This window comes from Vibrio sp. YT-18, assembly GCF_033337345.1.
Classification (GTDB): Bacteria; Pseudomonadota; Gammaproteobacteria; order Enterobacterales; family Vibrionaceae; genus Vibrio; species Vibrio alginolyticus.
Genome location: NZ_JAWOQO010000003.1, coordinates 312,630 through 330,736, shown reverse-complemented (window position 1 = coordinate 330,736; position 18,107 = coordinate 312,630). Strand labels below are relative to the sequence as shown.

22 protein-coding genes and 1 pseudogene are annotated in these 18,107 nt (G+C 45.6%); 11 read left to right on the top strand and 12 right to left on the bottom strand.

Annotation, left to right across the window (positions count from 1 at the left end):
• Window positions 1-5: 5 nt before the first annotated feature.
• The 8 genes from fliS (at window position 6) to R7M72_RS06180 (ending at window position 5,258) form a co-directional block, all read left to right on the top strand.
• The gene (fliS, locus tag R7M72_RS06215) at window positions 6-392 is read left to right on the top strand and encodes a flagellar export chaperone FliS (RefSeq protein ID WP_005375014.1); all 387 of its coding nucleotides are present in this window, start codon (window positions 6-8) and stop codon (window positions 390-392) included.
• Entirely contained in the window at window positions 376-696 is a 321-nt protein-coding gene (locus R7M72_RS06210; RefSeq protein ID WP_005375013.1) for a hypothetical protein, read from the top strand. The genes fliS and R7M72_RS06210 overlap by 17 nt, the downstream gene beginning before the upstream one ends.
• Window positions 693-1,766, top strand: coding sequence for a flagellar hook-length control protein FliK (locus R7M72_RS06205; RefSeq protein WP_315957299.1), 1,074 nt, complete (start codon window positions 693-695; stop codon window positions 1,764-1,766). Before R7M72_RS06210 ends, R7M72_RS06205 begins: the two co-directional genes overlap by 4 nt.
• A gap of 22 nt (window positions 1,767-1,788) precedes the next feature.
• Complete coding sequence (gene fliL / locus R7M72_RS06200; protein ID WP_005375011.1) at window positions 1,789-2,289, top strand: flagellar basal body-associated protein FliL; 501 nt, start codon at window positions 1,789-1,791, stop codon at window positions 2,287-2,289.
• Window positions 2,290-2,301: 12 nt separating this feature from the next.
• Entirely contained in the window at window positions 2,302-3,030 is a 729-nt protein-coding gene (locus tag R7M72_RS06195) for a FliA/WhiG family RNA polymerase sigma factor (protein WP_005375008.1), read from the top strand.
• A 10-nt stretch (window positions 3,031-3,040) separates the two neighbouring features.
• On the top strand, window positions 3,041-3,898 hold the full coding sequence (motA, locus tag R7M72_RS06190) for a flagellar motor stator protein MotA (protein WP_005375006.1): 858 nt from the start codon (window positions 3,041-3,043) through the stop codon (window positions 3,896-3,898).
• On the top strand, window positions 3,898-4,893 hold the full coding sequence (locus R7M72_RS06185) for a flagellar motor protein MotB (RefSeq protein ID WP_115386813.1): 996 nt from the start codon (window positions 3,898-3,900) through the stop codon (window positions 4,891-4,893). The genes motA and R7M72_RS06185 overlap by 1 nt, the downstream gene beginning before the upstream one ends.
• A 77-nt stretch (window positions 4,894-4,970) precedes the next feature.
• Complete coding sequence (locus R7M72_RS06180; RefSeq protein WP_005375002.1) at window positions 4,971-5,258, top strand: hypothetical protein; 288 nt, start codon at window positions 4,971-4,973, stop codon at window positions 5,256-5,258.
• On the opposite strand, the gene R7M72_RS06175 is transcribed toward R7M72_RS06180, so the two are convergent.
• The 4 genes and pseudogenes from R7M72_RS06175 to R7M72_RS06160 all read right to left on the bottom strand — a co-directional run bounded on the left by R7M72_RS06175 (window position 5,255) and on the right by R7M72_RS06160 (window position 6,802).
• Window positions 5,255-5,473 (bottom strand): DUF6500 family protein, encoded by a 219-nt coding sequence (locus R7M72_RS06175; protein ID WP_065275490.1) that lies wholly within the window; start codon window positions 5,471-5,473, stop codon window positions 5,255-5,257. The genes R7M72_RS06180 and R7M72_RS06175 overlap by 4 nt on opposite strands.
• A gap of 10 nt (window positions 5,474-5,483) precedes the next feature.
• Window positions 5,484-5,861, bottom strand: a complete 378-nt coding sequence (locus R7M72_RS06170; protein WP_213973099.1) for a PH domain-containing protein — start codon at window positions 5,859-5,861, stop codon at window positions 5,484-5,486.
• A 112-nt stretch (window positions 5,862-5,973) separates the two neighbouring features.
• Window positions 5,974-6,190 (bottom strand): annotated as a pseudogene (locus tag R7M72_RS06165) (TIGR02450 family Trp-rich protein).
• Window positions 6,191-6,337: 147 nt separating this feature from the next.
• The gene (locus R7M72_RS06160; RefSeq protein WP_315957302.1) at window positions 6,338-6,802 is read right to left on the bottom strand and encodes an HPP family protein; all 465 of its coding nucleotides are present in this window, start codon (window positions 6,800-6,802) and stop codon (window positions 6,338-6,340) included.
• Window positions 6,803-6,901: 99 nt separating this feature from the next.
• On the opposite strand from R7M72_RS06160, the gene R7M72_RS06155 reads away from it, so the two are divergent.
• On the top strand, window positions 6,902-7,447 hold the full coding sequence (locus R7M72_RS06155) for a TetR/AcrR family transcriptional regulator (RefSeq protein WP_031781077.1): 546 nt from the start codon (window positions 6,902-6,904) through the stop codon (window positions 7,445-7,447).
• 84 nt (window positions 7,448-7,531) lie between these two features.
• Here the strand turns inward: R7M72_RS06155 and R7M72_RS06150 are convergent, their stop codons facing one another.
• Window positions 7,532-9,955 carry a formate C-acetyltransferase/glycerol dehydratase family glycyl radical enzyme gene (locus tag R7M72_RS06150; protein WP_315957303.1) on the bottom strand — a complete coding sequence of 808 codons (2,424 nt, stop codon included), beginning with the start codon at window positions 9,953-9,955 and terminating at the stop codon, window positions 7,532-7,534.
• Window positions 9,956-9,957: 2 nt separating this feature from the next.
• Window positions 9,958-10,899, bottom strand: a complete 942-nt coding sequence (locus R7M72_RS06145; protein ID WP_315957304.1) for a glycyl-radical enzyme activating protein — start codon at window positions 10,897-10,899, stop codon at window positions 9,958-9,960.
• Window positions 10,900-11,155: 256 nt separating this feature from the next.
• On the opposite strand from R7M72_RS06145, the gene R7M72_RS06140 reads away from it, so the two are divergent.
• Window positions 11,156-11,830 (top strand): fructose-6-phosphate aldolase, encoded by a 675-nt coding sequence (locus R7M72_RS06140; RefSeq protein WP_315957306.1) that lies wholly within the window; start codon window positions 11,156-11,158, stop codon window positions 11,828-11,830.
• 507 nt (window positions 11,831-12,337) lie between these two features.
• Here the strand turns inward: R7M72_RS06140 and R7M72_RS06135 are convergent.
• From R7M72_RS06135 to R7M72_RS06120, 4 genes are all read right to left on the bottom strand, one after another.
• Window positions 12,338-12,766: a DUF2809 domain-containing protein gene (locus R7M72_RS06135; RefSeq protein ID WP_276463463.1), complete on the bottom strand. Its 429-nt coding sequence runs from the start codon at window positions 12,764-12,766 to the stop codon at window positions 12,338-12,340.
• Window positions 12,753-14,093, bottom strand: coding sequence for a cell envelope integrity protein CreD (gene creD, locus R7M72_RS06130; protein ID WP_318056107.1), 1,341 nt, complete (start codon window positions 14,091-14,093; stop codon window positions 12,753-12,755). The genes R7M72_RS06135 and creD overlap by 14 nt, the downstream gene beginning before the upstream one ends.
• Window positions 14,094-14,168: 75 nt before the next feature.
• Window positions 14,169-15,611, bottom strand: coding sequence for a two-component system sensor histidine kinase CreC (gene creC / locus R7M72_RS06125; RefSeq protein WP_258491544.1), 1,443 nt, complete (start codon window positions 15,609-15,611; stop codon window positions 14,169-14,171).
• Window positions 15,611-16,321 (bottom strand): response regulator, encoded by a 711-nt coding sequence (locus R7M72_RS06120; RefSeq protein ID WP_213967489.1) that lies wholly within the window; start codon window positions 16,319-16,321, stop codon window positions 15,611-15,613. The genes creC and R7M72_RS06120 overlap by 1 nt, the downstream gene beginning before the upstream one ends.
• Window positions 16,322-16,580: 259 nt before the next feature.
• Here R7M72_RS06120 and R7M72_RS06115 point away from each other — a divergent pair, with 259 nt between their 5' ends.
• Window positions 16,581-17,093 (top strand): DUF2799 domain-containing protein, encoded by a 513-nt coding sequence (locus R7M72_RS06115; RefSeq protein ID WP_258491539.1) that lies wholly within the window; start codon window positions 16,581-16,583, stop codon window positions 17,091-17,093.
• 34 nt (window positions 17,094-17,127) lie between these two features.
• On the opposite strand, the gene R7M72_RS06110 is transcribed toward R7M72_RS06115, so the two are convergent.
• A complete protein-coding gene (locus R7M72_RS06110) occupies window positions 17,128-17,586 on the bottom strand; it encodes a GNAT family N-acetyltransferase (protein WP_005386911.1) in 459 nt (152 codons plus the stop codon).
• Between the two features lie 24 nt (window positions 17,587-17,610).
• A complete protein-coding gene (locus R7M72_RS06105; RefSeq protein WP_315957309.1) occupies window positions 17,611-18,081 on the bottom strand; it encodes a GNAT family N-acetyltransferase in 471 nt (156 codons plus the stop codon).
• Between the last annotated feature and the right edge of the window lie 26 nt (window positions 18,082-18,107).

Genomic DNA, 18,107 nt, shown 5'->3' with positions numbered 1-18,107 from the left:
TATTCATGCTTATGGATTCTGGTTACGATTCGTACCAACAAGTCGATCTCGACGCTCAAGCGGCAGCAGCAAATCCACACCAATTGGTCATCATGTTAATCGATGGCCTACTCGATGAAGTTGAACGTATTCGCGGCCACCTAGCCGCAAATCGTTTGGCCGAGAAAGGGAATGGAATCAACAAATGCATGAACATCTTGATTGGACTAACAAGTGCTTTAGATGATGAAAACGGCGGTGAAATTGCGGAAAACCTACGCCAGCTGTATGACTTCTGCCAAGTCGAACTTTATTACGCTAGCGTGCAAAACGATGCAAATCGCTTGGTTAACGTTGAGCGTGTAATGGGTAACATTCGTGAAGGTTGGATGAATTTTGGACAACAAGCATAAAGTATCGCCAGAGCGATTCCGTCATTTATCTCAGCTCATCCAGTTCGCCGCAAAAACGGCCGATTGGCATGCGCTCAAGCGGTACGACTTGCAGTTGCGAGAGCTTTTGATCAGTCACAAGCCTTTTTTGAAAGATCCTAAGCTTGCACCTGAAATCCAGCGAGCGAAAACAGTGCACGCTAATGCCTTCGCAGTATTAGAGAAGTCGACCAACGAGTTGAAAAAAGAGATGAACATGGTCAATGACCATCAAGAACGCGCTATGGCCTATCAATTAGCAATGACCATGGAGCTAACTCAATGATCATACCTTCTTCAACTCAGCACTCGGGTAATTCGCCAGCTAACAATGAGGGTCACATCAAGCAAGCGAACTCGGTACACGGCTTTTCTCATGGTTTTAAATCAGGGAACAAGCAGAATGGTGAGCAAGACTTTAACTCTGCGTCAGAGGTACCGAGTTTTCACCTTACGGCCTCTACTTTGAACAGCGCAAACAAAGTACAAAGTCATGGTTTTGATACTGATGACCGCTCAGCTTCAGATCCGGATGCCAACTTGACCAGTACACCAGGGTTAACAGAATCGACTGATCTTGCAGCGCAAGCTCAAGCTTTAACCCAGGGTATGATTACCATGGCAGAGAAGCAGGCTGAGAAACTAGGAAAAGCGTCATCTTTAATGACTGCGAGCGAAGTTAAGTCTGTTACTCAAGATTCGTCTAACGCTATGTTAAACACATCATCAAAACAAGATGTGAAGCAAAGTCTGCCGACTTCATCGAGTTCGCGTTTGCCTATCTCCGGTGCTGAGTTTCAAACTCTTTTGAATCAACCTGTTCAAGGGCAACCAACCGCCTCTCTACTTCAAGCACAAGCTCCTACAACACAACCTGCACATTCACCGGTTGCGACGAGTCATGTTCAAGCTCAAGGCTCTGAGTGGGCAGCGGTGCGTGTTGATACCACTGCAGGAAAGTGGGGGGAGCAAATGATGCAAGTATTACATGATCGCGTGACGCTCCAAGCTCAACAAAATGTACAAGAAGCAAAAATCCGCCTAGACCCACCAGACTTAGGGAAATTGGATTTACTTGTACGTGTTGAAGGTGACCGATTGAGTGTCCACATCAACGCCAATGCCGCAGCAACACGAGAAGCTTTAATGCAAGTTTCGGAACGATTGCGTACTGAGTTACAAGAGCAAAACTTCGTTCATGTCGATGTCAATGTTGGCTCTGATCAAAACCAAGGTCGAAATGACCCACATGCAAACGAAGAAGACGCCAATATTTTCGCCGCACGAGAATCTGGTGCATTCCAAACCACGACAACAACTAACTATTCAGAACACTGGCTAAGCACTCAAGCTTAGTGAATCTTCGAGGAAAAAGGTTATGACCAAACAACAAATGATCGCCCTGTTTATCGCCATGATCATCACCAGTGCCCTCGTTTCGGCCGTCACAATTATGGGCGGAATCTGGTACTTAAACAAACACGCTCAAGAGTCACCTGACTCTGGTTCACTGATCGAAGACTCTCCACTGTCTTTTTTGGTCACAGAACAACCGACAAGTAAAGGTCCTAGCTTCCATCCTTTGGACAAAGTCGTTTTGACCGTTAAAGGCAAGAAACAGACTCACTTTGTGATGCTAGAACTGGCAATTGAGACACGCCGTCCAGAGCGTATCAAAGAGATCGATGAATACATGCCTATGGTACAAAACTCTCTATTAAAACTGTTTAGCGACAAAACGTTTGATCAGTTACAGCAAGCGGGTGCCATCGATATTCTGCAAGACGAAGTGAAGCAAACGCTTCTACTCGCTTTTGCTAAAACAGACATCGTCCGAGAAATCGACGATGTTTTGTTGACTAAATATGTTGTGCAATAACGGAGCACAACCATGTTAGACATGAATGTACAAGACACTTACACCACAGAAGAGGAAGTGACAACACCGTCACGACCAATTGATGAAAACGCATTGCTACAACGTCATCAGGTCATGGTAAAACGCGTAGTTAACCAGCTGCGCGTTCATGCCACTTCTCACTGTAGTATTGAAGATATGCAGCAGATAGGCCTTATCGCTCTAGTCGAGGCTGGACGCCGATATGGCGATGTTGACGATCCTCACTTTCCTGCTTTCGCCGTTTGTCGAGTTCGGGGAGCTATTTTAGACGAATTACGCCGACTAGATTGGCGTTCACGTAAGACTCGTCAACAAGCCCACGAGCTCAACGACGTGACTCGAGATCTCACTCGAACGTTAGGTCGAATGCCAACGGATGCCGAAATCATCCAGGCTTTAGGGACGAATGAGCAAGATTATTACAACCGCCAAAATGCCGCTCTCGCAGGCGAGATGCAAAGCCTTGACCAACTGATGGAGAGCAGCGGTGATAGCTACATTGGCGGGCAATACGATGGCATGGAACATGAACATATTCGTCGTAGTTTAGACAGTGCTTTGGGTAAGTTACCTAAGCGCGATCAACTGCTCCTGACTCTGTTCTATCAACATGAACTCAACTTACACGAAATAGCTCTGGTATTGGATCTGACACCACCTCGTATATGTCAGCTTCACAAACAAGCGCTTAAACAACTCAACCAATTAATGTCCTCTTAGGAGTCACAAGATGCAAAAGTTTTTTGGAGTGCTCACTATCCTGGTGTGCGTCTTCGGTGGATATATGTGGGCCGGTGGTAGCTTAGGTGCTATCTGGCAGCCAGCCGAATTCCTTATCATTATTGGCGCCGCTGCTGGTTCTTTGATCATCGGTAATCCGCCTCATGTACTGAAAGAAATGCGTCGCCAAGTGCCAGCGACCATTAAAGGTCCAACAGAAGAGCATGAGTACTACATGGAATTAATGGCACTACTCAACAACTTGCTAGAGACAGCGAGAAACCGCGGATACAAGTTTCTGGATTCTCATATTGAGGCTCCGGAGCAAAGCTCTATGTTCCTCGCTTACCCGACGATCGCCGAAGATCATCGCCTAATTTCTTTCATTACTGACAATTTACGTTTAATGGCAATGGGACAGATGTCGCCTCATGAATTAGAGGGACTGCTAGAGCAAGAAATCGAAGCAATACAGAACGAAATGCTTTTACCTTCACGCTCACTACAGCGTACAGCAGAAGCACTACCTGGCTTCGGTATTCTTGCAGCAGTTGGTGGCATCATTATCACCATGCAAGCTATTGATGGCTCAATCGCTATGATTGGTTATCACGTTGCGGCAGCTCTCGTTGGTACATTCATTGGTATTTTCGGTTGTTACTGTGGCTTAGATCCACTAAGTAACGCCATGGCTCAGCGAGTAAAACGTAATATGACTGCTTTTGAGTGCGTTCGTGCAACCTTGGTTGCCTACGTAGCGAAAAAGCCGACATTGCTCGCCATTGACGCTGGTCGTAAACATATTCAGCTAGACATCAAACCAACATTCAACCAAATGGAGAAGTGGTTAGCTGAACAGGAGGGATAATGCAAAAACAAGAGCATGTAGTGTTCAAACGTGCCAAAGTATACAGCCATGATGAGTCGTCTCATGGCGGCGCGTGGAAAGTCGCGTTTGCTGACTTCATGATCGCCCTAATGGCGCTGTTTCTTGTACTTTGGGTTATGCAGGTGGTAGACAAAGAAGAGCGTAAAGCGATTGTTGCCCACTTGCATAGTTCAAGCGTATTCGACAAGAGTTACGGCAACCCATTTGATACATCACAAAGTATTTCTCCTATCGACTTGGCACAGGACTCTTCTGTGCCAAGTAAACACAACTCCAACCATGTGGTAAGCTCTTACTTCAAAGGTGATGGGGATGGACCAGAAATTGATTCTTTGATTCCTGGTAACTTCGATACTCAAGAGCAACTTGCCGCACTAGCGAAAGTAATTGAGCAAATGACTGCCCAAATTAATGCGCAGGGAAATGTAAACGTCACGGTGACACCACAAGGTTTGCGTATCGTCCTTCAAGATGATTACAAACAGCACATGTTCAGCCGTGGTGGTGCAGAACTTACTCCTTTTTTTGAAGATTTACTGCTCGCACTAGCACCTGTATTTCATCGTGTTAACAACCCTCTGATCATCAGCGGACACACAGATGCAATTCCATTTAAAAAGCGTTTTGGTCGTCAATCTAACTGGGCGTTATCAGCCTCTCGAGCAGACGTAGCAAGAAATACGTTAGTTGAAGGCGGTATGCCGGATGATAGAGTAATGCAGGTAACGGGTATGTCAGATAGAGCGCTGCTTAATCCTGATGAGCCAGATTCTAGCGAAAACCGTCGTATTGAGCTGTTTGTTTTAACGACTCCTGCCGCTAAAGTGCTTGAGACCCTTTTTGGCAACCACCAAGAAAGCGAACTGCAAAAAGCGAAAGAGAAGGCTGAATTCAACCAACCAGTCATTCGTCAAGAAGTCATCAATTACTCCGGCGATACCGCCACCAGCGAAGTAAAAATTCAAGAATTATAATCTTAAAAGGTCACCACTCTGATGGTGACCTCTCTAACCAAAGCCTCTGTTACTGTGACTTTTTAGTTGAGTTCTATATGCACATAACATCATCCGAAAAAAGAAAAAGCGACTTACTAAAGAAAGCCTTTTTATGGCTCATTGTCTTCGATTACCTTTTATTGGCGTTTTTCTTAACTCAGCTATCAAGTATGACACTAAACAGCGGAACCATGATCAGCTTGTTACTTGTTGTTTATAACGTCTTACTTGTTTCGCTATGTTTTCAACGAACCAACAAGCAGGACTCTTACATTATCTACCCTGTTTTGTCCGCAACGTTATTAGCATTTGTCTGCTTTCTTTACTTCTTTTTTTTAATTTAGCTCCCCGACTCGACCATTGATTTTATTTTTACTGCTTTTTCGAAGTGGTCGAGCTGATGAGTCTGAATCCACCACGTAGCCGCTTCCATCAACAGCTCTGGGTCGTCATTTTTATTAGCGAAAAACGCATAAAATGAGAGACCAACCAATTCACCTTTACTCGCGATCTTTTTGTCACAGATCTCTATAATTTTGTCTCTCAGCGAAGCTCTCATTTCTAATCCCTTAACCTAGTACATACTCACTAACCATACGGTTGAAAGAAGTCAAATCAAACGAGCCTTTAATTTCAAAACGCACTCTTCCCACCTCACTCATGAAGAACTCGATTTCACAATCCAAATCAAAAGTACCAGAGGTCTCGATAGAAAATGCATTGATCTTACTGTAAGGCAAAGAAGTGTAATCCACTTTTGAGCCGGTAATCCCTTGCACATTTGCCGCTATCACTCGCTTGTTCGTAAACACCACTTGGTCACGAACTGTTTTAAAAGCAGCGAAAATAGTCTCACCATCAATCAAGAACTTAAGGAAGTCTTCTCTGGCATTAGAAACGTCAATCGGCTTAAGCTTAAATACAGAGGAATTGTCGAAATCAATCATAATTAATCCTTTGAGTGGGCGTTAGAACGATTTATCAACGTATCAGATAGCACCACTTTTGCCTACTCGCAACACACGTTTCTGCTTGATTCGCCCAACAACGAAGCGTCACTCACTTCCACCCTTGCATCCATTGCTCAGAGTCTTTTTAGGTCTTGCCAGTTCATCTCTCGGTCGCGTTTACTCATGACTGCCTCGATGACACATCTCACAACGTTACCATCTTCATCTAGTTCCATTTCCGTCACGACAAAATGCTTCTCTTTGTTTTTAGGTGAAATTGCCGTCCATTTACTGTGCAATAGTTTCTTAGGGTGGATTCTGTTCATCGCATTGTACCAATTTAACTACCATGTTGATGTATACGACTGAATACCAAGAGAGAATCAGATTTTGTTTTTGCAAACCGACAAAAGATAAAACCGCAAAAGAGATCACTCCCTTTCGCGGCTCTAACTACAATCCGACTAGGTCTTCTAACCATTCAGTCGAGGGTTTAAGTACTGACTTTGTAGCAACTGTAACCCTTTACCGACCAGAACAATCACTACCGCGCCAATCAGGACAGGCGTGAAGAGAAAACTCCATCCCTGCCCAGACGCCATGATCAAAATTGGATTTGCACCCGCAGGTGGATGAGTGGTCTTCGTAATCAGCATCGCAGAAACACCTAGCCCCGTCGCAATCGCGAGCGTGACCGGCGTGACGTCAACATACTGGCTAAACGCAATACCGATAGATGCCGTAATGAAGTGACCAATGATCACGTTTTTTGGTTGAGCGAGAGGGCTGCTAGGCACCCCAAACACCAACACCGCCGTAGCACCAAATGGCGCCATGAGAAGTACTACCTCAGTAAGAGATACCTCGGCGTAAGACAACACACCAATAGCCAACGTAGCGCCAAGCCCCGCGACCAAAGATAAAATTAAATTATTCATAAACACCTCAAAAGTAGACCGAATTGTCTACAAAATAAAATAGACAAATCTGTCTACCTTTGTCAATATGTGTTTATGGAACTTTTTGAGGACGTAGTTATGAACAAAAAGAAACAGTTATTGATCGACACAGCTTTGTCACTGTTTTACAAACAAGGCATCAACTCTATTGGCATCAATGAAGTCCTCAATGTTTCCGGCGTGGCTAAACGCACGCTATATAACCATTTTGAGAGTAAAGAAGCGCTTATCATCGCCGCATTAGAACAACGCCACCAAATATTTATGGAATGGTTGGAGGAAAAGCTTTCTTCAGCACAAACGTGCGCGGAGGTGATCGATCAGTTATTTACTGCACTCAACGGCTGGTTTCATGGCTCTGAAGAAAAATTGGGCGAGTTTCGCGGCTGCTTTTTCATCAATACGTCCGCGGAATTCAGTGACGACAGTGGCGAGATCGCAACGTATTGCCGCTACCATAAACAGCAAGTCAGAGAGCTAATTCAACGCTATCTCAAATCAGACAACGCTTCATTACTCGATGCCATTTGCATCATGAAAGAGGGCGCGATCACTACCGCTTACATGACGAAAGAGTACGATAACGTCACGAAGAAATGCGTGACCATTTTGCACAAGCTTTAATGCGTTCAGGTATAGTCATTTGCGGATTAAGTATTCAAACGAAAGGCACCAATCGGTGCCTTTTGTTTTAGTTAATAAGTGTACTTACAGCTCGTGCTCAGTACGTGCGATGATGTCATCTTGAGCATCTGGTGATAGCGCGGTGAAAAACGCTGAGTAGCCTGCAACTCGCACGACAAGATCACGATATTGTTCAGGATTCTTCTTCGCAGCTAGCAAGGTCTCACGAGAGACGATGTTGTACTGCACGTGCCAACCTTTGTGGTGGTTGAAGAAGGTACGAATCAACATAGAAAGCTTGAGCTTATCCCCTTCAGACTCAACCGCTGCCGGGCTTAACTTCTGGTTAAGCAGCACGCCACCAAGGATCTTATTCGCTTGGATCTTACCGACCGAGTTGTATACCGCTGTTGGACCTAAACGGTCTGAGCCAGAGGATGGGCTTGCACCTTCTGCCAATGGTGTTTTCGCTTTACGACCGTCAGGCGTTGCCATGGTTGAAGCGCCGAATGGGACGTTTGCCGAGATACTTGATGTACCAGCGTAATAACCGCCGCCAATTGGACCTCGACCATGACGCGTATTAACGAACTGCTCTAGCTCATCAATGTACACTTGGTACGCGTCTGCCAGTAGTTGGTCTACCGCGTCATCATCATTACCGTATTTTGGTGCAAAGTTGATAAGACGTTGGCGAAGCTGTTCGTTCTCCATGCCGTCGAAATCTTCAGCCAATGCTTTTGCTAGCTCCGGTTGGGTGATTTGCGCATCATCGAAAACAAGATGTTTGATTGCTGCTAGGCTGTTACCCAAGTTTGCGATACCGACTTGCAAGCCAGATACCCAATCGTATTTCGCGCCGCCTTCTTTCACGGTTTTACCGCGAGCCAAACAGTCATCCACCAGCGTTGAACAGAAGATGTCTTGTGCTTGCTGTTCAAGCACACTGTCGACTACCGTATCAATCTCAATCGATTTACGGGTGTAGTAGCGGATTTGCTCTGCCCAAGAAGCTGTCACTTGCTCAAAGTTCTCAAAGTTACCTTTTGCTAATGACTTATCGTGTGGCAAGAAAGCTTTACCCGTGGTTGCATCCACACCTTCGTTCAATGAAGCGAGCAGGATACGAGCGAAGTTAATGAAGCTCATGCCCGTACAACGGTAACCCCATTTGCCGGGAACCGCCGTCTCGATACAGCCGATAGAGGCGTAGTTGTAAGCGTCTTCTTTCTCTACGCCGAGCTTGATGAATTCAGGAATAACAATCTCATCGTTGTTGAACGCTGGCATGCCGAAGCCGCATTTAATCACTTCAATACAGCCCATTAAGAACTCTTGGTTCAAACCTTCGTGGTAACGCACACTCAAGTTAGGTTGCGTCGAGCGTAACTGACCACAAGATTCCAGAATCGCCCAAGAAAGGGGATTCACTGCGTCTTCAGGCTCACCCTTTTCATTCAACTTCTGACCGCCGATACACACGTTTTGATACAGCGGAGAACCTGCCGATGCTTTCGAGTGCGCACCAGAGCGAATCTTGTTTACTTCAAGCAGCTTCAACCAACAGCTTTGTAAAAGCTCTAATGCAAAGTCTTTCTCAATCGTGCCGTTTTCGATATCGCGAACATAAAATTCGTTTAGGAATTGGTCCATACGACCGAAAGAAACCGAGTGACCGTTCGATTCGATTTGTAGCATCAACTGAACGAAGTAGCTCAATTGCAGTGCTTGCCAGAAGTTTTTTGGTGCGTGGCTCGCGACATGACGACAGTTTGCCGCAATGCTTTCTAACTCAGCTTTGCGCAGCGGGCGCGTCTCTTCTAACGCCATTTTTGCCGCCAATTCAGCGTAGCTCACCATGTGATCTTGAATCGCAAGCAGTACGATTTCGACCGATTTGTAGAACTGCTCTTTCTTCAAGCCTTCAAAGGTCGAAACATCATTTTTAGCACGGTGCTGACGAACATCCTCTAGCAAGCCGTTCATGCCTAGCTTCAAGATTTTCTCGTTATCCACCGCAAGGTGCGCGTCACCCGAAGTCATGTTGCCTTCAGCTTTAATGATGGTGCTGGCTAAAATTTCTTGCTGCTCATCAGTAAACAAGCCATAACAACGGTCTTGAACAGTTTTACCGCGCCAGTACGGCGTGATGCTGTGAATGCTTTGCTTATCTTCTTCAGTGACCGCAAAGCCTGCACCAGGGCGGTCGGCTAGCTCATCAATTTCCGCTTCAATCCAACGTACAGTGTATTCTGGGAAAATAGGCGCAGCGCGCACTTTGCTCGCTTGGTTACCGACGATCAATTCATCGTGTTTAATCCAAATCGTACGAGTGCGTAAGTGCTCTTGCAGTGCTAGCGCACGTTGGACAATCACAGGTTTGTCTTCGTTTGCTTGGTAAGCACGAGTGTATGCCTCTGCACGCTCGGTACAGACAGGTGGCGTTACGATATTTACCAGTGCCGATTTGTGCGCTTTGATACGCTCAGGAAGGTAATTCAGGTCCATAGTTAACCTCTTACAATCACGTTAAGTTGGGTGTTTTCGCTTGCGTATTGCATGGCGCTTTCTAGCAGTTCTGGTTTGTTTAATGGCTTGTCAGAACACTCGTAAGGCATATCGAGCAAACGGTATTTATTGATGCCGAGCGTGTGGTACGGCAGCAAGTGAAGTTCTTGGCAGCTTTCTAGTGAAGCCGCAAAATCGATGATATCTTTCAACTCTTCGATGGTGTCATTGAACCCCGGCACAACGGGAACGCGAATTACAATGCGTTTCGCGATAGGTGCCAGTTTTCGGAAATTGTCTTTGATGCGTTTTAGTGAACCTTTCGCCCAGCTAAGAAACTTTTCTTCATCAGTGTGTTTTAAATCCGCCAACCAGCAATCAATATGCGGCGCGGCTTTTTCGACATTCTTCCAAGGCACATGCATGCACGATTCAATGGCGGTAGAGACTTGGTTGTCATGCAGACGCTGCGCGAGTTCTGCCACCAAATCTGCTTGCATGAGTGGCTCACCACCGGAGAAGGTCACGCCACCTTGGCTTTGGTCGTAGAAAGGTTTGTCTTTCATTAACGTGTCGAACAACATGTCTGATTTCGCCTCTTCACCACAGACGGTCAGTGCTTGCGTAGGACATACGTTTCGCAGCGCGATCAGTTGGTCTTCTTTGATGGCTTTGCGATTGATGATGATCTGGTTGTCGATGCGTTGAATACCATCACCCACCGTTTCGCTACCCGCTGTGGGTTGAGTTGTGGCTTGATAAGCAGAAACGCACAGCTGGCAATCTTCCATGCAACTTCGCTGATCAAATAAGAGTGAATGCTTTTCGTTGCGGCTTTCTGGGTTTTGACACCAAGGGCAAGACAAGCTGCATCCTTTAAGAAAAAGAATGGAACGAATGCCATCGCCATCATGGGTAGAGAATCGTTGGATATTGAAATACATCTCTGCTTGCCTCTTGGTCTGTGCTACCGCTATTTACTTAATTCGTTTCTTTTGCTCGTTGAGTCTTATGAACAGCTTTTCTGTTTTCTAACTGAAAGCTTCATTTGAGCGTTTACAAGTTTCACTTAACTTTCATTTAATGAAATTATTATAGTTTCAAATGAAATTTCAATTGATCAAAATCAAGATCTCGTTCGATTGTCAGATCTATAGTGATCCCATCATCAAAACGAAGATTTTGTTTAAGGTAGAAACCATGATTGAACTTTATTTAGATACTGCTGATGTGGCAGAAGTAAAACGCTTTAACCAGTGCCTACCGCTAAAAGGCGTGACGACAAACCCAAGCATTTTGGCGAAGTCAAAACAGGGACTGAATGAAACCCTAGCAGGCATGCAAGAAGCGCTTGGCGGTACACCTCGCTTTCACGCTCAAGTCGTGAGTTCAACCGTCGAAGGCATGGTGGCAGAAGCGCGCCAACTGAATGAATTGCCTTACGATATGGTGGTAAAAGTGCCAGCCACAGAAACAGGCTTAGCTGCAATTAAGCTAATGAAAAAAGAGGGAATTCAGGTTCTTGCTACCGCTATCTATTCAGCTCAACAAGGGTTCCTTGCAGCACTGTGCGGTGCAGACTATCTAGCACCTTACGTAAACCGCATTGATGCGATGAACGGCAACGGTGTTGAAGTGGTCGCGGATCTTCAATTGTTGCTCGATCAGAACCAACTACCAGCGAAGATTTTGGCAGCCAGCTTCAAGAACACTCAACAAGCGATGGAAGTGATGAAACTGGGTATCGAAGCCATTACATTGCCAACCGATGTGGCGGCACAAATGTTCGCACATCCAGCAGTAAAACCGGCGGTTGAGCAGTTCGATAAAGACTGGAAAGAGACGTTCGGCGATAGACTTTCATTTGAAAGCTAATTAAAAGTAGCAGCTAGATGTTTTAGTTAGGGTCTATTGAACTTTCATGGTTAAATTTTGTTCGAGATAAAAGCGTTTTAATCGCGGCGAGAGGTTTGCCGCCTAGTCATTCTAAGCAATTACCTCTCAACAAAGAGTAAAACGCTTTTAGCCGAACCCTTCGGGCAGCGTTTGTGGTTCATTTCTACTTCATTACCGGCTTATCAGTTACACCAACTACATTTCAAATGTCTCTGCCTCATATAAATTACCCACAAACAGCTGCAAAAATCAGCTTGAAAGCTCAATAGACCCTATTAATAAAGGGAATCTTAACTCACCCTGTGCGCCGGTGAGTTTAAGATTCCCTTTTGTATTTCAGATAAAGAGGTGAGGTTTACAGCAGTTCTCTATTGGTCAGTGACCAAAGGTACACGCGCTTGAGTAAACTGATTTTGAGCCTCTTACGAGTACCTCGTTTGGAATGTCGAAGTTGGTTTGGTAGCACAATAGCTTTCATCTCGGTTTTCATTTCTTTTCCATCCACCAACACAGTAGACCTCCGATGCAATAAGCCAGCAGATCTTTCCAATCAAATGTGGCACCCAAAATTACAGCCAGAGGCGATGAAGATTCGATACCAAGCCAAGCTGCGACCTGAAGCAATTGCCCCAACTCGACGACAAACGCAATCAACACCACCAGTGAAACCAGCCAGTTAACGGGCATAGAAAACATACTTGCAAGAAAGTAGTAGAGCCAAACCACAACGAGAACATCACCAAATGTCGGACGAATAAAGCTGTCTCGAACATAGAGCGCAATAACGACCAATGTGATAAAACACACCAAGCTTTTAAGTCCATTTTTTGCAGAAAATTGCAGGTGGATAGCGGATGTCTCTTCCACCATATCGCTTGGCTGCCCAGTGAGAGTGGCTCGCTTAAACATCTTCATGATTCGCCTTTGCACTTTCTTCTGCTTTCTTATTTCGTGCGTACCAGTCGATGTTGCGTGTAATAACCATAGTGAAACTCAAAATCGCGAAACACAGTAATGTCCCCATCACCAATGCGTAGCTTTCTGCTTGTAGCAAGCCAAACAGTAATCCGTAGAGAGTGAGCAAACACGCTCCGAATATCGCGCCGTGTTTGGTGTTGCTCAACATACCGCTCACGTACACACTTAAAAGCCCGGTCGATGCGACTGCCGACACCACATATGCCCAGTTAAAGCCGAGGTGTTCACTCATCGAAATCAGCAATAGATAGAAAAGTGCTAAAGCCAGACCAATAAAGCCGTATTGCACTGGGTGAACCGGACGCGCTTGTAATAGCTCCAGTAAGAAGAAACTTGCAAACACTAATGTGATAACCAACAGTGAATAGTTCACAGCTCGGTGAGACTTCAAGTAATGGTCAACGGGATCAATCAAATCTACACCCATTTGTCGCTGTTCAAGCTCGTGACACGCGTGATTCGATGACAAACAGCTTTGGAACAGCTGCGCGATATTGGTTGAGAAGTTGTTGCTCGCCCATTGCGCGTTAAATCCATCTTCAGATACCTCTGACGACACCGGTAAGTAATCACCGATAAAGCTTGGATGCGCCCAAGTTGAAGAGAGTTCAACCGTTGTTTGACTGCCGATTGGTGTGACTTGAAGCTGACCCATACCTTGCAGTAAGAAGTTAAGATCGAACGTCAAAGGTTGCTCTGCGTTTAGGTCTGCGGGTGTCAGAGCACTGTGGAAGCCTTGTGGCAACTGATCTAACCCTGTTCCCGGTGCGACTTCGATATCAGAACTCGCCATGGTCATGTCATCCAAACGAATCAATCCGCGGCTGTCTTCAATACCAACCACTAGGCTCATGTTGTCAATATCAAGCCCCTGCAACGCCGCGAGATCGTCTGCATCGAAAGTGCCTTTCAGTGCCACTTGTGCTTTGTATAAACGCGCACGGTAAATGCCTCGGTACTTTTCAAAACTGTCCAGATTCGCGCTCATATCAAAAGTGCTAGGTAAAAGAAATTTACGACGCTCTTTAATCTGTACTTTGTCATCTCGGTAACTGGTTTCGGTGTAATTAACCATGATGAATGGACCAATGATGCGCAGTTCGCCGCTGCTGCTGCGTGCGATGTCGTTTCTGACTTCATCTTGGCGATATGAGCGTTCTGAGATCAGCCCTGTGACCATTGAAAGCGGGATTTGCAGTAAGACAAACAAAAACAGCACGAAGGCGAACTTCGTGCCGAGTTGGTTATTGAGGATCTTTTTCATGTTTCATTCTCCATTTGCTGATGGGAGTAATCTAAATCAGCAATTTGGAGAATGAATGGAGCTAATGTGGAGTTTCTATGGAGTTGGTAAAATCAGGGTCACTTTCACGCCAGCATCGACGTTTTCGACTTGCAACTGACCTTTGTGCAGCTTGATCACTTGCTCAACAAAATTAAGCCCGAGCCCAGTGCTCTTAACACCATTTTCCCGAGCGAGGGAGTAGAAGCGCTCGGTTAAACGAGGCATTGCATAGTCGGGAATGTGAGGACCTGAATTGAAAATCGACAGGCACACCTTTTCTTTCGTGACCTCAGTTTTCCATTCAATGCATCCCTCTGAATGAACAAAATCCAGCGCATTGTCCATCAGGTTAAAAACGGCTTGTTTCAGTAAGAAGGCATCACCAAGTACGGAGAGATGGTCATCAATTTGGATGTTGGCAGTGACCGACTTAGCACTCAAACGCGCATCCGCCGACTCAACCACTTCATTGACCATTTGTTCTAGCGAGATAGCTTCGACTTGCTCTAGCTCAGGGCGCTTTTCAAGACGAGCAAGTTCTAGCAACTTATCAATCAATGACTGCATGCGATTGCTCTCTCGCTCAATGTTGCCAGCAAAGCGCGTGACCTTTTCTTCAGGCAACGGCATTTGCAATATTTCACTCGCGCCTTTAATCGCTGATAACGGGCTTTTCAGCTCATGAGTCAGCGTCTGTACGTACTCTTCCACATATTGTTTACCATCGAGCTGATTGCGCATTTTCTCCAATGCGTCGCTTAGCGTGCCGTACTCATAAAAGATACGAAATGTCGGCTTAGAGACCTTTTCACCCTCACCCATTTTGGTCGCGTAGTCTTCTAGCTTGTTCAATGCCGAGTGAATTCGCCAAGCAAACAATGCTCCTGCCAATAGCACTAAACCACTCATCCACACCATCCAAAACAATACATTGCGTTTAGAAAGATCGATGAAAGGTTGTACTGAGCGATTGGATTTTGCCACCGTTACGCTGCCAATGATTTCACCTTTGTGGTAAATGGGCGCAGCCACGTGCATAACGGTTGAGAGCGGATCTTTCGGGTCTTCGATGGTACTGCGCGCGCCGTATTGACCACGCAACGTGAGATAAACATCGTTCCATTGCGAGTAGTCTTTGCCTACGTCTTGCTGCCAAGAATCCGCAATCACAATGCCTTGTTTATCGGTGATGTAAATTCGATGGTTAATCGCTTTTTTACCGATTTCCCAAATGCGCGCTTGAGGCTCTCGCTGTCCATAAGCCGTTAATAGTTTGGAGAAGCGACTCTCAGACAACTTGTCATTCGCGACGTCTTCTTCCGCCAATACCGCGAGTAAGTTCGCCATATCCACTAGCGTCTCTTCGGTGGTTTGGCGCACGGTTGGCTTAAGTTCTTGGACAACCGTTTTGCTCACCATGTAAGCCGTCATCCCGACTAAGATGAAGTAGAGAAAAAACAGTCTGAGTCCAAGCGGGATCTTCGGCCAGCGATTCATCATTCACCTTTAATGCAGTAAAAGTAACCAAAGCCACGTTTGGTACAGATGCGTTCAGACATCTCAAACGGCTTCAACTTATGGCGAATGGCTTTGATGTGGGTATCGATATTACGCTCGTATGCAGCTTCCGGCGCCATGTCAGCAGCGACCATAAGTTGCTCTCGGCTCAATACATTGGAAGAGACAGAAATCAGTTTATCGAGGATTTTGAACTCCACCGCGGTCAGCCCAAGCATTTGCCCGCCAACACCGTAGTCGAAGTTCTGCGCAACTAAATCATGGTTCAATGGAGGTTGTTCTGGAACAGCTACAGGCTCTGGTTTGTCCTCCATCATTGGCGCTTTAGCTTTGATTCGAAGTTTAATGCGAGCCAACATTTCGCGCGGGCTAAATGGCTTAGTCACGTAATCATCCGCGCCAATTTCCAAACCGACTACGCGGTCAATTTCATCGCTTCTTGCGGTGAGAAAGATTATGGGAATATCAGAAAACTCACGGATGGTTTTGCATAATTCAAAACCATTGCCATCCGGTAAGCCTACGTCTAAGACAAGTAACGCTGCGGAGTTGTGCTGCAAAAAAGCTAAGCCCTCTCCTGCTGTTGTAAACCACTCTGCGTGGTAGCCATCCATCTCTAATACATGAATCAGGTTCTCTGCGATAGCAGATTCATCCTCGATAATAAGGACGGTGGGTTGTTCGCTCAATGTCTTAGCCTCATTGACGGTGTTTATCTTTATGTTGGTATTATCACTTAATTTGGGGCCAAGGCTAGTGGATTGATGCAGCAAAGGCGCAGTTCGTGGATAATACTAATCAAACACACTTCTATTCAGCATAATAAATTTATCACTTAGATTAATGAGTCACCACAATTGTGAATACAATGATTTCAACCATTGATATGAACAGTGTTCATTTTAAACTCAAGTTATCAATTCGATTTTATTTAAAGGACAGTCACTGATGAAAAGAGCGCTAATCCCCCTGGCTTTACTGACTTTGCTCTCAGGTTGCGCCAACATGTCTCCGGATGAGTGCAAAACGGCGAACTGGTACAACGTAGGTTATCAAGATGGCCGAGATGGCAACGATCCAAACATTATCAATAGCTATACCGAAGACTGTGGTGAAGCGGGTGTGACACCCGACCGAGCGAAATGGAAAGAAGGCTTTGATAAAGGCACTATCCAATATTGCTCACCAGACAATGGGTACACTGTCGGTATCGAAGGCAAAGAATATTACGGTGTATGCAGCAGCAAAGAGTTTATTGAGAACTACCAGTTAGGTCATCAAGAATATCAACGCCAGCAACGCATCCAACAAATCGATACTGAAATCTCGGTCATCGATAATCAGCTTGATGGCAATCCAGACAAAGATAATGCCAAGAGACTGAAAGAGAAGAGAAAGCGATTGGCTGACGAGCGTTCAAGCCTCTTGTCGCCAACCATCAACTTGAATCTGAATTTCTAAATCGATTGGATTTAGCTTCTAAAAATTCATGGCCCTAGCTCAGTTCTAGGGTCATGAATTGACTGTTCGGATCGAGTTCGTAATCCCCGAACGGCTCGCAGTACACAAAGCCATGCTTTTCATACAACAGGCGCGCTGGTTTAAAAAACTCCATCGAGCCCGTTTCTAAACTCAAGCGCTGCAAACCTTTTTGCTTCGCTTGCTCAATCACATGAATCAATAATTGAGATGCCACACCTTGGTTTCTTGCCGTAGGCGTGGTGCGCATGGATTTCAGCTCCGCGTGTTGGTCATCCAACTCTTTAATCGCCGCACACCCAAGCAGTTGCTCACCTTTCCATCCGGTCCAAAATGTCACTTCTGGCGCTTTGAGCTTATCTAAATCTAACGCATGCACGCTTTCTGGTGGTGACGTGGCGTACATGTCCTGTAAATGTCCTTCCAACAGCGCTATCACTTGCGGCCGTTCTAAATTGTCGATTTCAATCCTCATCTTTCCACCCTTGGTTTTTCCTAGCTAAAGCGGCTGTCTCATAATGTGTTGCGGTCCAACGGGGCCGCCGTGGTAAAGCTCATTGGTATCTTCAAACCCTGATTTTAAATAGCACTGATAAGCGGGTATGTTGCGGCAATTCACAGTGAGATAAAGCGCATCAAACTCGGGATAATAGCGTTTGGCGAAATCGGCAAACTGTTGAATGGCTTGCTTGGCGATACCTTTGCCTTGATGACGGTGATCCACCAGCAAAGCACGTACGCCTAAGCTGTTTTTCGGGCAAAAATCGTATTTCTCACTGTAAGCTGCATCAAATAGAAAAAAGCCAACCACATCATCGTCTGTCAAAATCAGATGCGGAAGTTCTGTAGGTTCAAGACGCGTAAGCATTTCACCCACATCCGCGACCGTAAACTGCGATTGCTCTTCTAGCACGCTAAGTTCGCAAGTTTGTTCATGTCGCTCAGGCGAATACTTTTCAATGGTAATCATAATCTTCCTTGTTGTTTTTACGCTCA

Coding starts and splice junctions, on each gene's coding strand:
- R7M72_RS06195 (WP_005375008.1), top strand. CDS start 2,302: ATGTTAGACATGAATGTACAAGACACTTACACCACAGAAGAGGAAGTG.
- fliL (WP_005375011.1), top strand. CDS start 1,789: ATGACCAAACAACAAATGATCGCCCTGTTTATCGCCATGATCATCACC.
- R7M72_RS06140 (WP_315957306.1), top strand. CDS start 11,156: ATGATTGAACTTTATTTAGATACTGCTGATGTGGCAGAAGTAAAACGC.
- R7M72_RS06180 (WP_005375002.1), top strand. CDS start 4,971: ATGCACATAACATCATCCGAAAAAAGAAAAAGCGACTTACTAAAGAAA.
- creC (WP_258491544.1), bottom strand. CDS start 15,611: ATGAATCGCTGGCCGAAGATCCCGCTTGGACTCAGACTGTTTTTTCTC.
- R7M72_RS06110 (WP_005386911.1), bottom strand. CDS start 17,586: ATGAGGATTGAAATCGACAATTTAGAACGGCCGCAAGTGATAGCGCTG.
- motA (WP_005375006.1), top strand. CDS start 3,041: ATGCAAAAGTTTTTTGGAGTGCTCACTATCCTGGTGTGCGTCTTCGGT.
- R7M72_RS06205 (WP_315957299.1), top strand. CDS start 693: ATGATCATACCTTCTTCAACTCAGCACTCGGGTAATTCGCCAGCTAAC.
- fliS (WP_005375014.1), top strand. CDS start 6: ATGCTTATGGATTCTGGTTACGATTCGTACCAACAAGTCGATCTCGAC.
- R7M72_RS06115 (WP_258491539.1), top strand. CDS start 16,581: ATGAAAAGAGCGCTAATCCCCCTGGCTTTACTGACTTTGCTCTCAGGT.
- R7M72_RS06150 (WP_315957303.1), bottom strand. CDS start 9,955: ATGGACCTGAATTACCTTCCTGAGCGTATCAAAGCGCACAAATCGGCA.
- creD (WP_318056107.1), bottom strand. CDS start 14,093: ATGAAAAAGATCCTCAATAACCAACTCGGCACGAAGTTCGCCTTCGTG.
- R7M72_RS06155 (WP_031781077.1), top strand. CDS start 6,902: ATGAACAAAAAGAAACAGTTATTGATCGACACAGCTTTGTCACTGTTT.
- R7M72_RS06145 (WP_315957304.1), bottom strand. CDS start 10,899: ATGTATTTCAATATCCAACGATTCTCTACCCATGATGGCGATGGCATT.
- R7M72_RS06135 (WP_276463463.1), bottom strand. CDS start 12,766: ATGAAGATGTTTAAGCGAGCCACTCTCACTGGGCAGCCAAGCGATATG.
- R7M72_RS06170 (WP_213973099.1), bottom strand. CDS start 5,861: ATGATTGATTTCGACAATTCCTCTGTATTTAAGCTTAAGCCGATTGAC.
- R7M72_RS06185 (WP_115386813.1), top strand. CDS start 3,898: ATGCAAAAACAAGAGCATGTAGTGTTCAAACGTGCCAAAGTATACAGC.
- R7M72_RS06175 (WP_065275490.1), bottom strand. CDS start 5,473: ATGAGAGCTTCGCTGAGAGACAAAATTATAGAGATCTGTGACAAAAAG.
- R7M72_RS06160 (WP_315957302.1), bottom strand. CDS start 6,802: ATGAATAATTTAATTTTATCTTTGGTCGCGGGGCTTGGCGCTACGTTG.
- R7M72_RS06105 (WP_315957309.1), bottom strand. CDS start 18,081: ATGATTACCATTGAAAAGTATTCGCCTGAGCGACATGAACAAACTTGC.